Annotated in this window: 17 protein-coding genes; 16 read left to right on the plus strand and 1 reads right to left on the minus strand. The window is 47.5% G+C overall.

The features are described 5' to 3' along the window. Nucleotides 1-272 precede the first annotated feature (272 nt). The 7 genes from ACLU9Q_RS04475 (at nucleotide 273) to ACLU9Q_RS04505 (ending at nucleotide 9,868) form a co-directional block, all read left to right on the plus strand. Entirely contained in the window at nucleotides 273-803 is a 531-nt protein-coding gene (locus ACLU9Q_RS04475; protein ID WP_296830871.1) for a TetR/AcrR family transcriptional regulator, read from the plus strand. Further along, complete coding sequence (locus ACLU9Q_RS04480; RefSeq protein ID WP_296830874.1) at nucleotides 800-1,501, plus strand: LytR/AlgR family response regulator transcription factor; 702 nt, start codon at nucleotides 800-802, stop codon at nucleotides 1,499-1,501. Before ACLU9Q_RS04475 ends, ACLU9Q_RS04480 begins: the two co-directional genes overlap by 4 nt. Before the next feature lie 9 nt (nucleotides 1,502-1,510). After that, nucleotides 1,511-2,164, plus strand: coding sequence for a sensor histidine kinase (locus ACLU9Q_RS04485; protein ID WP_296830877.1), 654 nt, complete (start codon nucleotides 1,511-1,513; stop codon nucleotides 2,162-2,164). Between the two features lie 156 nt (nucleotides 2,165-2,320). After that, complete coding sequence (locus tag ACLU9Q_RS04490) at nucleotides 2,321-4,162, plus strand: ABC transporter ATP-binding protein (RefSeq protein ID WP_296830879.1); 1,842 nt, start codon at nucleotides 2,321-2,323, stop codon at nucleotides 4,160-4,162. Then, a complete protein-coding gene (locus tag ACLU9Q_RS04495; RefSeq protein WP_298514568.1) occupies nucleotides 4,159-5,997 on the plus strand; it encodes an ABC transporter ATP-binding protein in 1,839 nt (612 codons plus the stop codon). Before ACLU9Q_RS04490 ends, ACLU9Q_RS04495 begins: the two co-directional genes overlap by 4 nt. A 190-nt stretch (nucleotides 5,998-6,187) precedes the next feature. Further along, on the plus strand, nucleotides 6,188-8,323 hold the full coding sequence (locus tag ACLU9Q_RS04500) for a glycogen debranching protein (RefSeq protein WP_296830886.1): 2,136 nt from the start codon (nucleotides 6,188-6,190) through the stop codon (nucleotides 8,321-8,323). 21 nt (nucleotides 8,324-8,344) lie between these two features. Continuing rightward, nucleotides 8,345-9,868, plus strand: a complete 1,524-nt coding sequence (locus ACLU9Q_RS04505; RefSeq protein WP_296830889.1) for a 4Fe-4S dicluster domain-containing protein — start codon at nucleotides 8,345-8,347, stop codon at nucleotides 9,866-9,868. 1,066 nt (nucleotides 9,869-10,934) lie between these two features. Here the strand turns inward: ACLU9Q_RS04505 and ACLU9Q_RS04510 are convergent. Beyond that, entirely contained in the window at nucleotides 10,935-11,408 is a 474-nt protein-coding gene (locus ACLU9Q_RS04510; RefSeq protein ID WP_296830890.1) for a MarR family winged helix-turn-helix transcriptional regulator, read from the minus strand. Nucleotides 11,409-11,683: 275 nt separating this feature from the next. Here ACLU9Q_RS04510 and ACLU9Q_RS04515 point away from each other — a divergent pair, with 275 nt between their 5' ends. From ACLU9Q_RS04515 to ACLU9Q_RS04555, 9 genes are read left to right on the plus strand one after another with little or no spacing between them, the layout of a single operon-like run. Next, the gene (locus ACLU9Q_RS04515) at nucleotides 11,684-12,571 is read left to right on the plus strand and encodes a dihydrodipicolinate synthase family protein (protein WP_296830892.1); all 888 of its coding nucleotides are present in this window, start codon (nucleotides 11,684-11,686) and stop codon (nucleotides 12,569-12,571) included. Next, nucleotides 12,572-13,735, plus strand: coding sequence for a MalY/PatB family protein (locus ACLU9Q_RS04520; RefSeq protein WP_296830894.1), 1,164 nt, complete (start codon nucleotides 12,572-12,574; stop codon nucleotides 13,733-13,735). It abuts the gene before it with no gap. Between the two features lie 42 nt (nucleotides 13,736-13,777). Next, nucleotides 13,778-14,923 (plus strand): ABC transporter substrate-binding protein, encoded by a 1,146-nt coding sequence (locus ACLU9Q_RS04525; RefSeq protein ID WP_296830897.1) that lies wholly within the window; start codon nucleotides 13,778-13,780, stop codon nucleotides 14,921-14,923. A gap of 59 nt (nucleotides 14,924-14,982) precedes the next feature. Further along, complete coding sequence (locus tag ACLU9Q_RS04530; RefSeq protein ID WP_296830900.1) at nucleotides 14,983-15,930, plus strand: branched-chain amino acid ABC transporter permease; 948 nt, start codon at nucleotides 14,983-14,985, stop codon at nucleotides 15,928-15,930. After that, complete coding sequence (locus ACLU9Q_RS04535; RefSeq protein WP_296830903.1) at nucleotides 15,914-16,885, plus strand: branched-chain amino acid ABC transporter permease; 972 nt, start codon at nucleotides 15,914-15,916, stop codon at nucleotides 16,883-16,885. The genes ACLU9Q_RS04530 and ACLU9Q_RS04535 overlap by 17 nt, the downstream gene beginning before the upstream one ends. Before the next feature lies 1 nt (nucleotide 16,886). Next, on the plus strand, nucleotides 16,887-17,672 hold the full coding sequence (locus ACLU9Q_RS04540) for an ABC transporter ATP-binding protein (RefSeq protein WP_296830906.1): 786 nt from the start codon (nucleotides 16,887-16,889) through the stop codon (nucleotides 17,670-17,672). Further along, on the plus strand, nucleotides 17,672-18,382 hold the full coding sequence (locus ACLU9Q_RS04545) for an ABC transporter ATP-binding protein (protein WP_296830909.1): 711 nt from the start codon (nucleotides 17,672-17,674) through the stop codon (nucleotides 18,380-18,382). Before ACLU9Q_RS04540 ends, ACLU9Q_RS04545 begins: the two co-directional genes overlap by 1 nt. Nucleotides 18,383-18,388: 6 nt before the next feature. Then, the gene (locus tag ACLU9Q_RS04550) at nucleotides 18,389-19,609 is read left to right on the plus strand and encodes a M24 family metallopeptidase (RefSeq protein ID WP_296830912.1); all 1,221 of its coding nucleotides are present in this window, start codon (nucleotides 18,389-18,391) and stop codon (nucleotides 19,607-19,609) included. A 52-nt stretch (nucleotides 19,610-19,661) separates the two neighbouring features. Continuing rightward, on the plus strand, nucleotides 19,662-20,312 hold the full coding sequence (locus ACLU9Q_RS04555; protein WP_296830915.1) for an RraA family protein: 651 nt from the start codon (nucleotides 19,662-19,664) through the stop codon (nucleotides 20,310-20,312). The last annotated feature ends 15 nt before the right edge of the window (nucleotides 20,313-20,327 follow it).

A 20,327-nucleotide genomic window follows, 5' to 3' on the forward strand; every position in this document is an offset into this window, starting at 1 on the left:
CGAAGCGAATTGTAAATGGATTTGCGAAGGTTGCTGTGAACGGAGTAAACAGTAACAATTTGCCGCGTGCAAATACGTGGCGCTTTACAGTTTCAAAAAATATGATAGAATAAACGTGAGACAAGTGTATCATGTCGCTTTGGGCTTCGCAAGAACGCGACGTGAGACAATTTCGGGCAAAATGTATCAAGAGTTACTGCGAACGAAGGGAACAGTAATTATCAAAATGTAACGGGAAACTGTCGGGACTGCTGCGTCAGGACGGAGGGGCTATGGATAAGAGAGCACAGGAGAATCTGCGGGTGAAAATGAGTATCGCGGACGCGCTGTTTGATCTGATGCATGAGAAGAGTATTTCAGAGATTACCGTGACAGAGATTATCCGTAAGGCGGGAGTGGCGCGCGCGTCCTATTACCGGAATTATGAGTCGAAAGAGGATGTGCTGGTGACACTGATCCGGGATGTTCTGGAATCTTTCCGCATAACGATGGATTACGATCTGTCTGATGGTATCGATGAGCATCATGTAGAGCGCTGCTTTGCATTTTTTAAAGAATATGGGGAGTATGCACTGAACCTGTACGAGTCCGGGTTTGCCTCCCTGATGCTGGATGAATTAAATCAGTTTCATGAGATGATAGCCGGGAGCATGCCTGTCAGCTCAATTAAGCGCTATGAGCTGTACATGTACATCGGCGCGCTGTTCAACACTGCGATGAAATGGCTGCAGAGCGGGGCAAAGGAAAGCCCCGCAGAGGTTGCGGCGGTATTCTGCGGCAGGTGGAAGGAGGCAGGCATATGACATACCGGATCGCAATCTGCGACGATGAGCCGGAGCAGGCGGAGGCGCTGAAAAGCATTGTTTCCGAGTGGGCAAGGAAAAATCAGAATAGCTGCAGGACAGAGCTTTTTCCGAGCGCGGAAGCATTCTGGTTTGCCTGCGGGGATGACAGCGCCTATGATATTCTGCTCCTCGATGTGGAGATGAAGGGCATGAGCGGCATCGACCTTGCCAGACGCGTGCGCGCGGAGGGCAGCAGGGCGGAGATCGTGTTTATCACCTCGCATTTTGAATTTGTCAGCGAGGGCTATGAGGTGGACGCGCTTCACTATCTCATGAAACCAGTGGCAAAGGAGAAGCTTTTTGCGGTTCTGTCGCGCGCCGCCGAAAGGCTGGCGGTCGAGCCGCCGTCTGTGATAATTTCCTGCGAGGACGGGACGGTTAAGCTTTACGAATCCGATATTTTGTATGTGGAAGCATTTCAGCACTATATTGTAATCCACACGAGGGAAAAGGAATATCGCATAAAGGAAAACATTTCCGCCTTTGAACAGAAGCTTGGCGGGGATTTTTTCCGCACGCACCGCTCTTATCTTGTTAATCTGAAAACGATTATCTGTATCAGACGCACCTCGGTTACGCTGGATACCGGGGCGGAGATTCCGGTTGCGCGCGGAAAGTACGATGATATCAACCGTGCGTTTATCGCGGGAAACTGAGGGGAAACCATGTTGAAACGAACTTATCTGAAGCTTGTAGAAATGCAGGAGGAGCAGGCGAAGCGTCATCTCGATGAGGTTCGCAACATCCATAAAGAAATGCGCGGCTACAAGCATGACTTTCATCATCATCTGCAGGCGCTGAAAGGGCAGCTGGAAGCCGGAGAGGTGGATCGCGCGATTGCCTATATCGAACAGCTTGACCAGAATCTGCAGAGCGTGGATACGCTGCTAAAAACAGGGAATGTGACGGTGGATGCGATCCTTTCCGCAAAGCTTGCGCAGGCAAAGGCGGAGGGCATCGCAGTGACGGTGCAGGCAAATCTGCCGGGAGAACTGCTGCTCTCTGATCTGGAGCTGAGCATCGTTATCGGAAATCTGCTTGGCAATGCGATCGAAGCCTGCCGGGACGCGCGGGGGGAGAAATTCATCCGCCTTTCCATCAGCATGAAGGGCTGTATGATGTATTTTTATCTGCTCAACTCTGCAGGCACGAAGAAAACGAAGGTCGGCACGCTTTTTAAGACCGGCAAGAGGGGCTTTCACGGCTTTGGGCTGCAGCGCGCTGAGACGATTCTGAAAGAACATGGCGGCTGGGTGAAATACAACAGCGAGGAAGGGGCGTTCACCTCGGAGTTTCTGGTTCCGGCAGTGCGACTGTGACGACAGGCTGCCGCCGGATTTGACTGCGATTCGGTTACTGTGAACGACGTGAACAGCAACGCGATTCGTGTACCGACAGATGCGGTTGGTGCACGAATTCTTTTTTTGGAGGAAAACGTGGTATCATGGGAGCAGAAACAAAAGGAGGGATGTGTTTTGAAAAATTTAACGGATAAGAAAAAGCCTTATCGTTCAGCGGCAGGCAATGCGCTCTGGAGCTTTCAAAATATGCTGCGGGACGCGCCGCAGTCCTTCTGGCTGATGGCGGCGGGGATTCCGCTCTCCGTTTTCCTTGCGTGGACGGAAATCAGGCTGCCGGCGCTGGTGGTGTCGGAGGTTGTAGAGAAGCAGAGCTTTTGGCGTGCGGCAGCTGCGGTCGGTATTCTGCTTGGCGCGGCCTTTGCCGCGACAGCTCTGCGGGATTTTTGCCAGAACGTGCGCTCGGCGTATCTCAGCCGGTACCGCTTTAAGCAGTATGTAGCGCTTCAGAGGAAATCTATGCGCTGCTTCTATCAGGAGTATGAAAAGAAAGCGACGCGTGATCTCCACGACCGGGCGCAGGCTGCTCTCTGGTCATATGAGGGCAGGGTAAAGCTTCTGGAGATGCCCGGGCAGAGCATGGCGCTTTTGCAGAACGCGCTCTGTTATCTCCTGTTTGGCACGGTGATATCTTTTGTCAGTCCCTGGCTGGTGCTTCTTTTGACGGCTGCTCCGGCGATCAACTGGCTCTGCGTGCGCGCATATAACCGGTACGAATACCGCACGCGCGCCGCACGGTCTGACCTTAGCCGCAGGCTGAATTACACCGCTGAAAAATCCGGCGATTTTGCCGCCGCCAAGGACATCCGCGTGTATGGAATGGCGGGGTGGCTGAAGCAGATCTACCGGGAGCTGAGCGATAAGAATGCTGCCTGGCAGAAACGTCTGAGCGGACGGCAATTCCTGATAAGGCTTGCCGATCTGGGCGTTATCCTTCTGCGCGACGGCGCGGCATACGCGGTGCTTCTTCAAATGGCGCTTGGCGGCGAGATCACCGTCGACCAGTTTGTGCTGTATTTTGCGGCGATATCCAGCTTTGCCACCTACGTGGGCAATATTATGACTGCGTGGAACGAAATGCAGGCGGCAAGTCTGGCTGTCTGTGACTTTCGCGAATATCTCGACCTGCCGGACTGCGACGGAAACGGAGCGGCGCACGCGGAGGACTTTCTGGGAAAGGCGCCGGAAATTATCTTCGATCATGTGTCTTTTTGCTATGACGGAGCGGAAAAAAACACGCTGGACGATATCAGCTTTACCTTCCGGCCGGGTGAGCGCGTGGCGCTGGTAGGCGCAAACGGAGCCGGAAAGACGACGCTCGTAAAGCTGCTGTGCGGGCTGTATCAGCCCACCGCCGGCGAGATCCGGATCGATGGCATTCCGGCGGGCGATTTTCTGCGCGACGATTATTATCGGCTGTTTTCGCCGGTGTTTCAGGATGTGCAGACCGCGTTTTTCTCGCTGGCGGAGACGGTGGCGGGCGACTTTGGAGAGCGCGTGGATAAATCCCGCGCGGAGGCGTGTATGCGAAAAGCAGGGCTTGGCAGAAAGCTGGATCTGCTGCCGCACGGCATTGATACGTGTCTTGATAAACAGATCAATAAGGAGGGCACCGAGCTTTCCGGCGGCGAGGCGCAGAAGCTGATGATGGCGCGCGCACTTTATAAGGACGCTCCGGTGCTGGTGCTCGATGAGCCGACGGCGGCGCTCGATCCGATCGCGGAAAATGAAATTTATCTCCAGTACCGCGATATGACCGAGGGGAAAACCTCCCTGTTTATTTCGCACCGGCTGGCGTCCACCAGCTTCTGCGACCGGATTCTGTTTTTGCAGAACGGGAAAATTGCGGAGGAGGGAACTCATGAGACACTGCTTGCGCAGGGCGGCGAATATGCAAAGCTTTATGAGATCCAGAGCTGCTGGTATCGCGAGGATTACAGGGGAGGTGTGCAGAAATGACGTTAAAAGAACATCTGAACATGATCTGCCGGGCGGTAAAGCTTTTATATTCATTGAGCCGCCGGTATCTGATCAGTCTGACAGCGGGAAGCATTGTGTCAGCGGTGCTGCCCTATGTGCCGATTTATTTTTCAGCGCGGCTGATCGACGCGCTGACAGCGGGCGCAGGCTTTCGGACGCTTGCGTATTATGCCGTGCTGACGGTTTCTCTTGCGGCGGTTCTGCGCCTTATAGAAGCGTGGCTGAATGCGCAGAAGGAGATCGGAGAAAAGGAGTTTGCGTGCGGCAGAGAATGGCTACCTGCGCAGAAAGCGATGGAGCTTGCCTATTCCGGCATGGAGGACCGGGAAATCGCGCTTCTGAAAGAGCGCATAAAAAGCGAGACCCAGACGGGTTATAATCTGGATATGCTGGCAGGCTGCCTGAAAGAAACGATACGCCACGCGGCGCAGATCATTGCGTCTGTCTCGCTGACGGCTTCGTTTTTTGGGCTGGAGGCAATCGCGCTGTGGGCGAAGCTTGCCTTTGCGGGCGGGGTGCTTCTGACGGCGGCGTTTGACATTTGGATGAACCGGAAAACAGCAGAGGCGCGCATGGGATATTTTGCGGGCATTACAGATGCAAATATCTGGATTGAAAAATATGTGCAGTATCTGGATCACTATACAAGCGGAAAGGACATCCGCCTGTATGCGATGGAGAAGCCGCTTGCTGATCTTGCAGACAGAAAGTATAAGGATATCTGCGGCCAGGAGCGGGCGATGCTCTTTCGCTGCGCGGGATACGGCCTCGTCTCTGTACTGTTAAATTATACGCTGCGGTTTGGCGTTTATCTGCTGCTCATCCGGGCGGCGCTTGGCGGCGGGGTTTCAGTCGGCTCTATCGCGCAGTATGTGTCCTGCGTAATGCTGCTCCTGACGGCGGCTTCCGGGCTTGTAAAGGCGTGGCAGGGCGCGCTGATAAACAACCGCTATCTCAAACGCTATTTCTCATATTTTGATATCCCGAATCCCATGTACCAGGGCTCTTTGTCTGTGGAAAAACGGGACGATAATGAATATGACATCGAGTTTCGCGACGTATCCTTCCGCTATCCGAACACGGAAAGCTACGCCCTGCGGCATGTGAACATCAAGCTTAAAATAGGGGAAAGATTAGCGGTGGTCGGCATGAACGGCAGCGGAAAAACGACCTTTATCAAGCTTCTGTGCAGACTCTACGACCCGACGGAGGGCGTGATCCTGCTGAACGGCGTCGATATCCGAAAGTACGATTACGATGAGTATCTGTCCATTTTTTCGGTGGTATTCCAGGATTTCCGTCTGTTCGCTTTTTCCCTTGGGCAGAATGTTGCCGCAGCTGCAGAGTACATCGGCGAGAAGGCGGCGGACTGTCTCCGTGAGGCGGGCTTCGAGGGACGGCTCTCTAAAATGCTGAAGGGACTTGATACGAATTTATACCAGGACTTTGACCCTGAGGGCGTTGAAATTTCCGGCGGTGAGGCGCAGAAAATCGCGATCGCCAGGGCGCTTTACAAGGACGCGCCGTTTATGGTGCTCGATGAACCGACGGCTGCGCTTGATCCGGTTTCGGAATATGAGGTGTACAGGAAATTCAGCGAGATTTCCAGCGGAAAAACGGCAATCTACATCAGCCACCGTCTGGCATCCTGCCGGTTCTGCGACAAAATCCTTGTGTTCCATGAAGGAAGCATCGTCCAGTACGGCACGCATGAGGCGCTGCTTGCGCAGGCGGGCGGCAAATACGCGGATCTGTGGAACGCGCAGGCGCGGTATTATGTTACTTCACCCCAGCCTCAAACACCTGCTGTTTGAGGCGTGAGAACGTGATTCAGGTGTGAGCAAATCTCATTCGCGGAGCGAATTTTAAATGGATTTGCGAAGGTTACTGCGAACGGAGTGAACAGTAACGGTACTATATATAAGCAAAATGTAAGATGTCCCATTTGACAAATGATGCTCCGCACGGTATGATATTATCATGGCTTGATGTTGGAGGCAAAAGATGAAAATATATAATCACACCTACACGCCGGACTATCCGATATCGGTGAGACCGATGGGGGAAATCGCCGGTTTTCCGGTGCGCCCGGGTTCCTTTGATATCAATGGAGCGACAGCGCTCCCGGTGGGGGTAAATTTTACGATCCACACACATTACGGCACATCCGCGGAGCTTCTTCTTTTTCATAAGGGAGAGGATGAACCTTATGCGGTGCTGCCGTTCCCGGAGGAGTATAAGATCGGCGACGTCTACTCGATGATCGTGTTCGGTCTGGATATCGAGAAATTTGAGTATGCATACCGCATTGACGGTCCGTACGAGCCGGAGAAGGGGCTTTTGTTTGATAAGAGCAAGATCCTGCTTGATCCCTATGCACGCGCTGTCACCGGGCAGGGTGTCTGGGGCTGCCAGAGCGAGCAGCACTATCATGCCCGCGTCGTGAAGGATATTTTCGACTGGGGAGAGATGCGCCAGTCGAACAGAGAGCTGAGCGATCTGATCATTTATGAGCTGCATGTGCGCGGCTTTACGAAGCATGAATCCTCAGGCGTCGAGCATAAGGGTACTTTTGCAGGACTGCGTGAGAAGATCCCGTATCTGAAGCAGCTTGGGATCAATGCGGTGGAGCTGATGCCGATCTTTGAGTTTGACGAGACGATGACGGCAAGAGAGGTGGACGGCAAGCGCCTGCTGGATTATTGGGGCTACAATACGGTCAGCTTTTTTTCGCCGAACAGCAGCTATGCGTCGACCACCGAGTATAACCGTGAGGGAACCGAGCTGAAGGAGCTGATCCGGGATCTGCACAACAACGGCATAGAGGTTATTCTTGATGTGGTGTTCAACCATACTGCGGAGGGAAATGAGCAGGGACCGTCCTTTTCCTTTAAGGGCTTTGACAATAAGGTGTATTATATGCTGACGCCGGACGGAAATTATTATAATTTCAGTGGATGCGGCAATACCTTAAACTGCAATCATCCGATCGTGCGGCAGATGATTCTGGAATGTCTCCGTTACTGGACGGTGAACTACCGCGTGGACGGGTTCCGCTTCGATCTCGCAAGCATTCTGGGAAGAAAAGAGGACGGCTCTCCGATGAACAATCCGCCGCTTCTGGAATTGCTTGCCAACGATCCGGTGCTCAGCAATGTAAAGCTGATCGCGGAAGCGTGGGATGCGGGCGGCATGTACCAGGTGGGAAGCTTTCCGGCGAGCTGCCGGTGGGCGGAATGGAACGGCAGATACCGCGATTCCATCCGCGGCTTCTTAAAGGGGGACTGCTGGGAATGCACGACGGCGGCGTGGAGCATCTGCGGTTCCGGCGATTTATACGGCGGATTTTACCAGGAGCACAACGGCCGCTATGCCGGTTATAATTCCTGCATCAATTTCCTCACCTGTCACGACGGCTTTACGCTGTACGATCTGTATTCTTATAATGAGAAGCATAATGAGGGCAACGGTTGGGGAAATACGGACGGCAGCAACGACAACCGGAGCTGGAACTGCGGCGCGGAGGGCGAGACGAACGACCCGGCGGTGCTGGATCTGCGCTTCCGGATGATCCGCAATGCCTGCGCGGTGCTGATGTGCAGCCGCGGTACGCCGATGTTTCTGGCGGGGGACGAATTTGGCAACACACAGTATGGAAACAACAACGCTTACTGCCAGGATAATGAAATTTCCTGGCTGGACTGGAGACTGCTGGAGAAAAATCGGGATCTTTTTGAATTTTTCTCTTTTATGATACATTACCGCCGGGAACATGCGGTAATCAGCAGGAAGCTCCCGAATGCCGTTTGCGGGATGATGGCGATGCACACGCATGAGACGGATGCGAATAAGGAGACGGTTCTGGACAATGACAGGGCATTTGGTGTCTGTTTTGCAGGATACGACCGCAAAAAGGGCAGGGACGACCTTGTCTATGTGGCGATCAATACGTACTGGGAGGATGTAACGATCACGCTTCCGGAGATCGGAAGGAACCGCGGCTTCTGGTACCTGACGGTCAATACGGCCGGCGATGAGAGAGGGCGTTATTTCTATCGGAAAGAGGAAGAGGTCAGAATCGAGCATGAGTTTATTATGCGTCCGCGTTCTGTAGCGGTGTTTACAGGAAGGACGCGGTAAAGAATAAAGGGAGGATATTTTATGAGAGGTGTTGAAACACGAATCAGGGAGATCCGTCACCGGATTTTCCGCGAGGTAGCGCGTATGGCATACCATACCGAGTGGTCGGTGGAGAAGAGGATCGAGGAGCTGCCGTATGAGATCATTCCGGGGGAGGTCGGGAATTTCCGAAACGATGTTTTCCTGGAGCGTGCGATCGTCGGCGAGCGCCTGCGTCTCGCGATGGGACTTCCGTACCGCAGCGCGTCGGAGCATGCGCCGATTTCTGATAACATTGCGGCGGCGGACAAGGCGGAGACATATTATACGCCGCCTCTGATCAACATTATCAAATTTGCCTGCAATGCCTGTCACGAGAAGCGGGTGTTTGTGACGGACGGCTGCCGCGGCTGCCTTGCGCATCCGTGCGTGGAGGTCTGCCCGAAGGGGGCTGTGACCCTGGAGCGCACAAATGGTCGCTCGGTGATCGATCAGGATAAGTGTATCAAGTGCGGAAAGTGCGCGGAGGTCTGCTCCTATCATGCGATCATCGTGCAGGAGCGCCCGTGTGCGGCGGCGTGCGGTATGGACGCGATCCACACCGATGCGAACGGCAAGGCGGATATTGACTATGAAAAGTGTGTGTCCTGCGGCATGTGTCTGGTAAACTGCCCGTTCGGAGCAATCGCGGATAAGTCTCAGATCTTCCAGGTAATCCGTGCGATCCAGACCGGAGAGCGCGTTTACGCGGCGGTGGCGCCCGCGTTTGTCGGACAGTTCGGACCGAAGGTGACGCCGGGCAAGCTGCGTGCGGCGATGAAGGAGCTGGGCTTTGCCGACGTCTTTGAGGTGGCGATCGGCGCGGATATCTGCGCGGTACAGGAGGCGGAAGATTTTGTGAATGAGGTTCCGGAGAAGCTTCCGTTTATGGCGACCTCCTGCTGCCCGGCATGGTCCACGATGGCGAAGAAGCTGTTCCCGAAGCACGCAAACTGCGTATCCATGGCGCTCACCCCGATGACGTTGACGGCGCGTCTGATCAAGAACCAGAACGAGCGCGCGAAGGTCGTATTTATCGGACCGTGCGCGGCGAAGAAGCTGGAGGCAATGCGCAGCGATATCCGCAGCGACGTGGATTTTGTGCTGACCTTTGAGGAGATGGCGGGTATTTTTGATGCGAAGCATATCGACATTCAAAACCTGCCGGAGGATCCGGATGGCGTAAACGACGCTTCCACGGACGGACGTAACTTTGCGGTATCCGGCGGTGTGGCGCAGTCGGTTGTCAATGTGATCAAAGAAAAGTATCCGGATAAGGAGATCAAGATTGCCAACGCGGAAGGGCTGAAGGAATGCCGCAAGCTGCTGACGATGGCGACGAAGGGCAAATACAATGGCTATCTGCTGGAGGGCATGGCGTGTCCGGGCGGATGCGTTGCCGGAGCGGGAACCATGCAGCCGATCAAGAAATCGCAGACGGCGGTAAATCTCTATGCTGCCAAGGCGAACCACAAGACGTCTAGTGAGACGGAAGCGGTGAAAGAGTTGGAGAAGCTGGTAGATTAAAAAGAAAATGGCACGGTGCTCTGCATATATGCGGACGCCGTGTTTTTTATTGCCATGCATACGACAAAAACATCCGGTGGACGTTTTTTAGTGCGCCTGGCGCGGGAATATTTGAGAAAAGAAAATATACAGGTATGATAAAGAGCCACCCGATTACTGCTTTTTTCATCGAGTGGCTCTTTATGAATTTGTGACTTCCATTGGACTGTACCTTCTCTTTCTGAGATTTTTCCTTTGGCTTTTTGATTTTATCCTTTTCTGATCTGCATTCTTTCAAGATGGCTTATCTTTTCGAAATCACGTATTCTTTCAAGATGGCTTATCTTTTCAAGATCATTTGCCCTTCCCAAAATCGCTTGTCTTTTCAAAAATGCTTATCTTTTTAGGATTATCGTACTTCAGATAAAATCTTTTTATATGTTATTTTTTTAAAAGGTTTTGTTCCTTTTTTAAAGAATTCATCCTTCTTATTGAAAATTCAATTCCTTTTTTTGAAAAACTACCAGCCGATTTAAAATCTGCTTATTCTTTTTGATAACCGATCCTTTTAGGATTTGATTTCATTCTGAAAAACTTTCTGGTTTTGTTCTTCTGAAATCTCTTTTTCTTTTTGAAAGGATTTCCTTCTTTAATTTTCTTTTTTTAAAAGGTGTTCATCCTTTGTCTTTTATTTTTTTAAAAGGTTTGTTTCCTTCTCTGCTTCGTTTTTTAAAAAGGTCGATTTCCTTTTTGAGGGTGTTACTTTAATTCTTCGGTGGTCCGTCCTCCTTTTCTGTAGTATTTATATTTGTTTTTGTTGAGATTATAATAACAGATAAATAAAGGTTTGTCAACATGAAAATTGAAAAAAATTAAATATTTTTCTATTAAGCAGATATGAACTGAAAAAGTGCAAAATTATCAGAAAATAATAAAGAATTCACAAAATACAAAAAATATTTAAAAACAGAGCAGAACGAAGTTAAACGGAAAAACTTAATAACAGGAAAGCGATCAGGCTTTGTTCTAAGCGTAGCTGATCTGCTTTCCTGCTATGTACAGAAGGGTTCATTTGCCAAATGCAGAATTATTGTTTACTGTTTTCTACATCTTCGGCGTATGCTTCGTTGAGCTTATGTTGTATTTTGAGAAATGTTTGTAATTCATCTGCATTGAAAATGCTTAATTTATCAAAGGTGTTTGCCTTACAATTATTTTCGAATTTGGTATGTTCTTTAAAAAGAAGGTATCCCTCATCTGTCAGTTTTAATTTATATTGTCTGTTATTATTTTCGTCACGGGTCTGATCTACCCACTTTTTTGTTCTCAGTTTTTTTACAATCTGTGAGCAGGCGCTTGGTGTTTTGCGAAGAATATGAGACAGATCTGTGACCGTGATATCAGGGTGCAGCGCGATTAGATCAATCATCTCTGCTTCGGCCTGGTGCAAAACAAAGTCTCCATACTGATGAGGCAGAGAATCGTATTCGTTCATCAACGCCCATGCTTCATTTTGAGATTCCCATATCTCTTCCATCAATAGAGTTCTTTTTTTATCCATGATATACCATCCTTTTGTTATTATGATTCTTATTTTTATAGTAACACATATAAGTGCGTTTCCGAAATGGAGTTTTGCATAATTCGTGTTTATTTTGCATTATTTTTTCATATTTTTCAAGATGGAATGTAAAAAATACCAATTTTATTTAACGAGCTTAAATATTTATTGTTTAAAATATCAAGATGCTTATTGACAAAAGAATAAATGCATGGTAATATATAACCAACTTAATAATTAAGCACATTAACAAATGATGGAAAGGGATATGAGGGATGAAATACAGAATGTATGGTGTTATTCCGCCAATGCTCACGCCGTTTAAAAAGGACGGAAATCTGGATGAAGAGGGTATCAGAACGTTAGTTCGCTTTTTGAATGGGAAGGTGAATGGCGTCTTTATCTGCGGATCGTATGGATCAGGGCCGCTGATGTCGGTTGAGGAGAAAAAGAAAGTCATTGATATTGTAATGGAGGAGAAAAAAGAGCTGCAGATTGTTGCACAGACAGGATGCATCACGACTAAAGATACCATAGAACTCACAAACTATGCGAAGGATGCAGGGGTAAATGCAGCTTCTGCGGTAGCGCCTTTTTACTATCATTATGGAGAGGATGATGTTGTTACATATTATAAGGACGTTATAGATGCGGTCGGGAGAGATTTCCCGTTTTACATTTATAATAATCCGAAATTCAGCGGGTATTCTGTCTCGATTAATACCATGCAGAAATTGCAGAAAATTGGTGTGGCAGGGTGTAAGGCGGCATCCTTCGACCTTATGGAGTTTGCAGATTTAATGAGAGCATTCCGGAATACGGATTTTGACCTGGCTCTGGGTACAGAAGCGTTGTGGCTTCCGGCAAGTATGTATGGAGCGAAAGCTTTTATTCCGGGACTTGGGAATGCCTTTCCGGAATTGTGTATGGAGATGTTTGAAACATCACAAAACGGAGAGTATGAAAAATGCCTTGAGATACAGATGGAGATTAACAAGATACGGGATATCATGTATCTGGCTGGTTCAACACAGTTAGCAATATATGCTTTCCTGGAATTGAGAGGCATTATGAGAGCGTATCCGAGAAAACCATTTAATGCTTCGACCCTGGAGCAGAAAGAGGATATTAGGAAAAAACTGAAAGAGATTGGGGTTCTTTAAATGGAGATCAATGTTTTAGACCGAAGAAACACAGACTGCCTGAAGTGGGATGGATTGGATGATGAGCGTGTTCTGCCTATGTGGGTAGCAGACATGGAATTTGAAACACTTCCCGAAATAATAATGGCGCTTCAGAAACGGGCGGGACATGGAGCCTATGGGTATAGTATAGAAGGGAAGGAATATAGAAAAACCGTTTGCGGGTGGATGCTGCGCCGGTTTGGCTGGCAGATAAATGAGGAATGGATTGTACAGGCTCCTGGAAATGTTGCGGCAGCAAAAATGGCTATTCAGACATTTACCAGCCCCGGTGATAAGATATTGATTCAGGAACCGGTGTATTATGTTTTCAGAGAGGCGATAGAAGAAAATAAACGGGTTGTGGTCAGCAGTGATCTGGTTGATCACGGCGGACATTATATGATCGATTATGAGGATTTTGAGAGGACGATCACAGAAAATAATATAAAAACATTTATACTATGCAATCCTCATAATCCTGTGGGAAGAGTGTTTACAGAACAGGAACTGAAAAAGCTGGGGGCTATCTGTGCGAAACACCACGTACTGGTTATCTGTGATGAAGTACACAGCGATTTTATTCTGGAGGGAAAGCATACGCCGTTTGTTGCAGCGGCGCCAGAGTGCGCAGAAAACAGCATTGTTCTTACCGGACCGAATAAGACATTTAATCTTGCGGGATTAAAATGTGCGAATGTAATTATAAAAAATGAGGAAATGCGGGGAAAATATCTGGATCATCTGGATGCCTGCGGCATGTATTCACAGAATCTGTTTTCTTACATCGCATGTGAGACGGCATACCGATATGGGGATGATTATGTGGAGAGTCTCTGCCGGGTAATAAAGAGCAATTACTGTGCATTAAAAGAGTTTACCGAAAAGGAATTCCCAAATGTTACAGTGTATCCGCTGGAGGGCACATATCTTGCGTGGATTGATATAAAAAAGCTTAAAATCCCGGATGATAAGCTGCATGAATTTTTAACAAAAGAAGCGGGAGTTTATTTTGACGAGGGAGAGCTGTTTGGGGAAGCCGGAAGAGGATTTATCCGTATAAATATTGCCTGCGCGAAAACTCAGATTATTGAAGCAATGGAAAGGCTGAAAAGGGCGGCAGTAAAAAATGATTATTGTGTGTGAAGTAACACGCATTAAATAATAACCAAAAGGGAGGAAATGAAAATGAAGAAAGCATTAGCAAAGTTACTGGCGGGAAGTCTGGCGATTGGAATCCTGGGCACGGGCATGGCAGCTGCAGCGGAAGAGGCAGGTGATGGCAACATTGTCTTTGGTCTGTCTATTGGTCTGACTGGCAGCCTTGCTCTGGAGGGAGACCGTGTGGTCAAGAGCGTTAATATGGCGATTGACGAGATTAACAGTGCGGGCGGCGTTCTTGGACGGAACCTGGAGGTTGTTGTTGAGGATGACCAGGGTGATGCAGACATGTCGTTAGTTGTTGCGAAAAAGATGGGCGAAAACAAGGACGTTGTGGCCATGCTTGGGCCGCATATGACCAATAGTGTGCTTGCAGTTGATCAGACAATGAGGGATTATACAATGCCGGCATTTGTCGGCGGTACGGCGCTGAGCATCAGTGAATTAGATAATCCCTATATTTACAGAACACGTTCATCTGACCGCCTGAATGCCGCTGCTGCAGCCAGATATCTGGTGGAAGATCTGGGAGCGACGAATATAGCATTGCTTTACAATAACGTGGATCTTGGTATAGGTGCAAAAGGAATTATAGAAGAGTATCTTGCAGAACAGGGTATGAAGCTTGCGGCTGCGGAAGCGCATAGCCCTGGAGATGTTGATATGACCGGCCAGATCCTGAATGTTAAGAATTCGGGGGCGGATGCGATCATCATCTGGTGCTATCCGGCGGAAGCCGCAATTATTACAAGACAGATCCGCGAGCTTGGCATTGACCTGCCGGTTATCGGAGGAGCTACTTTTACGAGTATAGCTTATTATGAGGCACTGGATGAGAGTATATGTGACGGAACCTATGCGGTAACAGATTTCGTTATTACCGATGAAAATAATGCAGAATTTGTGAACAGGTTTAAAGAACGCTACAATGGCGACGAGCCGGAAAATAGCTCCTTCGAGTACTATGATGCGGTATATATGCTCGCAGCGGCGATTGAAGAAGCAGGGAGCGCTGACAGGCAGGCTATTGCTGATGCAATTCCCAATATTTCAATTGAAGGAAACCAGGGAAAGTTATATGCGGATGAGTACAATGACATGGTTCACAAAGTAATCGTTGCACAGAACAACGGAAAGGAAGCGCAGGCAATTACAGTTATTACTGAATATTGATCAAAATAGGGTGCAGGTGGGATTGCCCGCCTGCATTTAAGAAATCGGGGTACAAATGAATGATAAGTACATTGGCACAATTATTAGTTACGGGAATCGCAATGGGTTTTATCTATTGCCTGGTTGCTATTGAATATACCTTAATATGGAATTCTACAGGACTTGTAAATTTTGCACATGATAAATTTATTACATTAGGGGCATATTTCTTCGGCGGAACGATGTATGTTTTATTTGGCAATAATTTTGTACTGTGCGTGATCGGAACAACAGTTGCTATGTTTTTATATGGAGTGGTTGTTTCAAAGGTGATATTTATGCCTTTAAGCAAAATGCCTACAAGGATATATGCTGTTACCGGAACCCTGATGCTTTCCATTATCATGAGAGAATCTATTCGTATTATCTGGGGTCCCGCACCGTTTACCGTTCCGAAGTGGTTGGTTGGAACGTTTTCAATGGGAACAATTATTATACCGAGAGTAAATATCATCATTATTATAATTTCTGTCATTTTGCTGATTGTCCAGAACCTCTTCTTTAAAAAGACGAAGCTGGGAAAGGGACTGACCTGTGTTTCTCAGGATAAGGAAGTAGCGGCTTTAATGGGAATTGATGTAAACAAAAATATCGCTATTTCAGTAGGTATCAGCTCTATGCTCTGCGGCTGGATCGGTATGCTGGTCATTCCGCTGTTTTCTATCAATGCGTCTATGTCCGGGACCATTGCCATGAAGGGATTCAGCGCCGGTGTCGTTGGCGGGTTCGGTACAATGGGCGGTGCAGTTGTCGGCGGACTGCTTATCGGTATCATTGAAAACCTGTATGTATTGATCGGACCGTCCACATACAAGGACGTGGTATCGTTTGTTATATTAATTTGTTTTCTGATCATCAATCCGGGTGGAATTGCCGGTCTTGTCAGTAAAAAGAAAAAGCGGAATGTCATAGCGATTGTCAAAGATTACTGTCTGGGAAAGGAGAAAAATAATGAGAAAAACAAGTAAGAAAAGTATGTTACTGTATATTTTATTAATTGTTGCTTTATTATTTATCCCGGTAGTAATCAAGAATCGTTATATGATTACGCTGGTTGACGAAATCCTTGTTTTTATCATTGCAATTCTGGGTCTGAATTATATTACGGGTCTCACCGGCGAAAGCAATATGGGAATGGCAGGAATATTTTCTCTGGGTGCCTATACTTCTGCGATCCTTACGCTGAGAACCGGGGTTTCACCGTTTGTGGGCATTCTTGCAGCTATACCAATGGGAATTTTTATCGGAAATCTTCTCGGACGTCCGAGTCTTCGCGTGAAAGGTATTTATCTGGCATTGTCAACAATGATGTTTGGGGAAATTGTGCGGCTGCTTGCAAACAATATGGTCGGGCTGACAAATGGCTCTACCGGGCTGCGGAATATTCCACATTTTTCAGTTTTCGGATATACGCTTACAAATGAGGGACAAGTTTTTTATCTGTATTTTGCAATATGTTTATTTGCCATATTTCTGTCAAACATTATATTCAGCGGCAGATGGGGAAGAGCATTTAAAGCAATACGGGATAATGAAGATGGCGTGCCTTCCTGCGGAATTGATATTGCAAAGACTAAAATAACTGCATTTACGCTATGCGCTGTATTTGGCTCGGTGGCAGGAGCGATGTTTGCACATCTGATGGGATACATCAGCCCGGATATGTTTGACTTTGATTTCATGGTTAAATTTTTTATGATGCTGATGCTTGGCGGAATTGGAACAGTTTCAGGCTCGGTTTTTGGAGCGGTGATCGTTGTGATCGTTCCGGAAGCGCTGCGCTTTCTGGGCGATTATTACTGGCTTGTTTTTAGTACCGGTATGCTTCTTTTTATTATTTTCGTACCGAATGGAATTGTCTCCCTTAAAGACAGGGTCATTGGGAAAATAGTAAAAAGGAATAATTCTTGTGGAGGACAATGACATGGGTGTGATTTTGCAGACAGAACATCTGGAAAAAAGATTCGGCGGTCTTGTTGCGGTTAATAATCTTGATCTGATCGTAAAAGATAATTGTATTAATGCATTGATCGGACCAAATGGATCGGGAAAGACGACGACCTTGAATCTTATAAGCGGGGCATTACAGCCAACCTCCGGAAGAATTGTTTTGAAGGGTCAGGATATTACTCCCTTAAAGGAATTTCAGGTGGCACGTACCGGAATACGCAGAACCTTTCAGAATCTGAAGTTGTTTTGGAGATCTACTGTACTGGAAAACGTAATGATGGGCGGTGAAGGAGACGACCAGGGAATTATGCGGTATCTGGCGAATCCATTTGCAGCAAGACGAGAAGAGGCTCTTCTGGCTGAAAAGGCTTATAGCAAGCTGGAGTATATCGGATTAGCTCATCTTGCAGATAAATCGGTAAGAGATCTGCCGTATGGACAGCAGAAGTTGATAGAGATAGCCAGAGCTTTAATGGGTGAGCCGAAATTGCTTTTGCTGGATGAACCGGCTACCGGATTAAACCCGAACGAGCGTCAGGAACTGGTTAAGCTGCTTTTGAAAATACAGAGTGACGGCGTCATAATATTGATTATCGAACATAACATGGATGTTATTATGCATACATGCGACTGGATTACTGTAATTAATTTTGGATCCAAAATAGCGGAAGGCTCACCGGACGAAATTCAAAATAATCCTCACGTAATAGAGGCGTATCTTGGTGCAAACTATAAAAAGATAAATCTGGAGGATAAGTAATGCTTAGCGTAAATAAGATAAATACATTTTATGGACCGATTCAGGCTTTATACGATGTTTACATTGAAATTGGAGAAGAGGAAATAGTATCCATTATTGGAGCAAACGGAGCCGGGAAATCCTCTCTTATGAAATCTATCATAGGTTTATGCCATCCGCAGAGCGGAGAAGTGATTTTTAACGGAGTACACCTGGAGAAGCTGCCTTCCCATAAAATTGTGCATGAAGGAGTGGTATATGTACCGGAAGGCAGAAAAATTCTTGCTAAAATGACTGTGCAGGATAATCTCGAAATGGGAGCTTATTCCAGAAAAATAAGCCGGAAGCAATTGCTGGATGATATGGAAGAGGTTTTTGATATCTTTCCGAGATTAAGGGAAAGAAGAAAGCAGCCGGGCGGAACATTGTCTGGCGGAGAGCAGCAGATGCTTGCGATAGGACGGGGACTGATGGCAGATCCGAAGCTTCTGATGCTGGATGAACCTTCTATGGGGCTGGCACCGATTATTGTAGATGAGATGTTTGCTATTATTAAGAAGATAAGTGATGAAAAGCATCTGCCGATATTATTAGTAGAACAAAATGCATTTGTAGCACTGGAAATCTCCAGAAAATGTTATGTTCTGGAAAACGGTCATATTGTTTTAAGTGGAACCAGTAAAGAGTTACAGGCCAGTGATGAGATAAAAAAGAGCTATCTGGGAGGATGATGATTTATGAAATGTATTCACCGGCTCCTGAAAGGCCGTGAACAGGAATTAATTCAGCAGAAAATACAACGTGCAATGGCAAAAGAAGGTGCTGACTATTTGCTTCTCGTACGCTGTGATAATATATTTTATGCCACGGGATTTCGCAGTAATTTTGCATACCAGTATGGTAATATGGTCGGGGATACGATTGCGGTTGTGCCGCGGCAGGGCAGGATTACTCTGATTGTCAATAATCTGGAAGAGGATAATGCACAGACAACGACAGAAGGAATTGCGGTAAAGGCATATTTGTCCGGCGCGTTCATTGATGATGGCAGTGTACTGTCCAGAAGCGATAAAACAACTGACATATATGCCGCGCTGAAGCTGGCAATGGGCATGATTTTCCGTTCGGAGAAGCATCCTGTCATAGCAACGGAAATGATGTTTCTTTCGCATGGATTATGGACAGAGCTGCAGCAGTATGATGCAGAGCTGATAAATGCGGAAAGCATTATAATGAGTGCCAGAAGAATAAAAACCTCATGGGAAATAGAAACACTGGCATCTGCGGTACGTCTGACCGAAAAGGCATGGAATCTGGTTGCGGCGGATTTAAAAGAGGGAATGAATGCCATTGAAATTAACCGCCGTTTTAAAAAGTATACCTGGGAAAATGATCCGGACTGCGCAGTTTCAGATGATCAGTTTATTCCGGCTGTCGGAAAATTTATAGGACTTGGAACGATACCGAGAGATTATAAATTACAAAATGGCGATGTAATTAAGTTTGACGCCGGCTTCCGGTATTGCGGTTACACCTCTGACATAGCAAGGACTCTGGGAATAGGAAGAGTGTCTGATAAAGCAGAAAGAATTTACGACATATTGTACCGGGCTAATCGGACAGGCGCTTCCATGCTAAAGCCGGGTGTGAAATTCTCGGAGGTTTATCAGGCGGTGAGAAACCAGGTGGAACAGTCGGAGCTTATTCCTTACTATCCGCGCGGAAATGTAGGACATGCGATAGGTGTTTCCACGCAGATATGTGAAACACCCATGTTTACGAAGAACAATGACGAGATACTGGAGCCTGGCATGGTGCTGACGCTGGAAACACCTTATTCGGGGTGGAAAGACGCTCCGGTAAACGCAGGATATAATATAGAAGACTGCTATGTTATTACGGAGACTGGCTGTATTCAGTTTACAACGGCGCCGTCAACGATATATTGGGGAAAATAGGTTTACAAGCACAAGTAATAATAATGATAAGCAAATCATACAGGAGAAGATCATGAAATATACGGTGGAAGATATTAAAAGTATTCTTTACAGCGGGGTAATCTGCGATGTTTTAGATCATATGGGATACCGCAATCAGGCGATTTCTGGGGATATTATGCCTTTAACGGATGATTCGGTTATATTTGGGCCGGCATTTACCAGTATTGGCACACAGGTGTATTCGATGCCGGAGGAACCGCTGACGGCACAGTGTAAAGTGGTAGATCAGTTGGGGGAAGACGAGATATATGTACTGGTAAACAGGGGAGAATATACGTGCGCTGTATTTGGGGAGTTGTTTGCAAATGGTGTTCTTGGAAGAAAAGGAGCGGGCGTGCTGCTTGATGGTTTTGCCAGAGATATAAAACAGCTAAAGAAAATGAATTTTCCGTTATTTTACAAGGGAAGGGATCCAAGAACCTCAAAAGGCAGATGTGAGATTAATGAGTGTCAGATACCGGTATTGTTTGACGGGGTAAGCATAAATCCCGGCGATTATATTTTTGGTGACATTGACGGTGTAGTAATTATCCCCAAAGATATTGTGGAAGAGGTTTTAGAACAGGCGCTGGCAACGGTAAAAAAAGAGGATGAAGTGCGCGCCGGTCTGCAGGCAGGGGAAAGTCTGGCACAGGTATATGCTGCTGTTGGCGCAATATAGGAGTTATTTTGGAGG

Source organism: Marvinbryantia sp. (genome assembly GCF_047017445.1).
Taxonomy (GTDB): Bacteria; Bacillota; Clostridia; order Lachnospirales; family Lachnospiraceae; genus Marvinbryantia.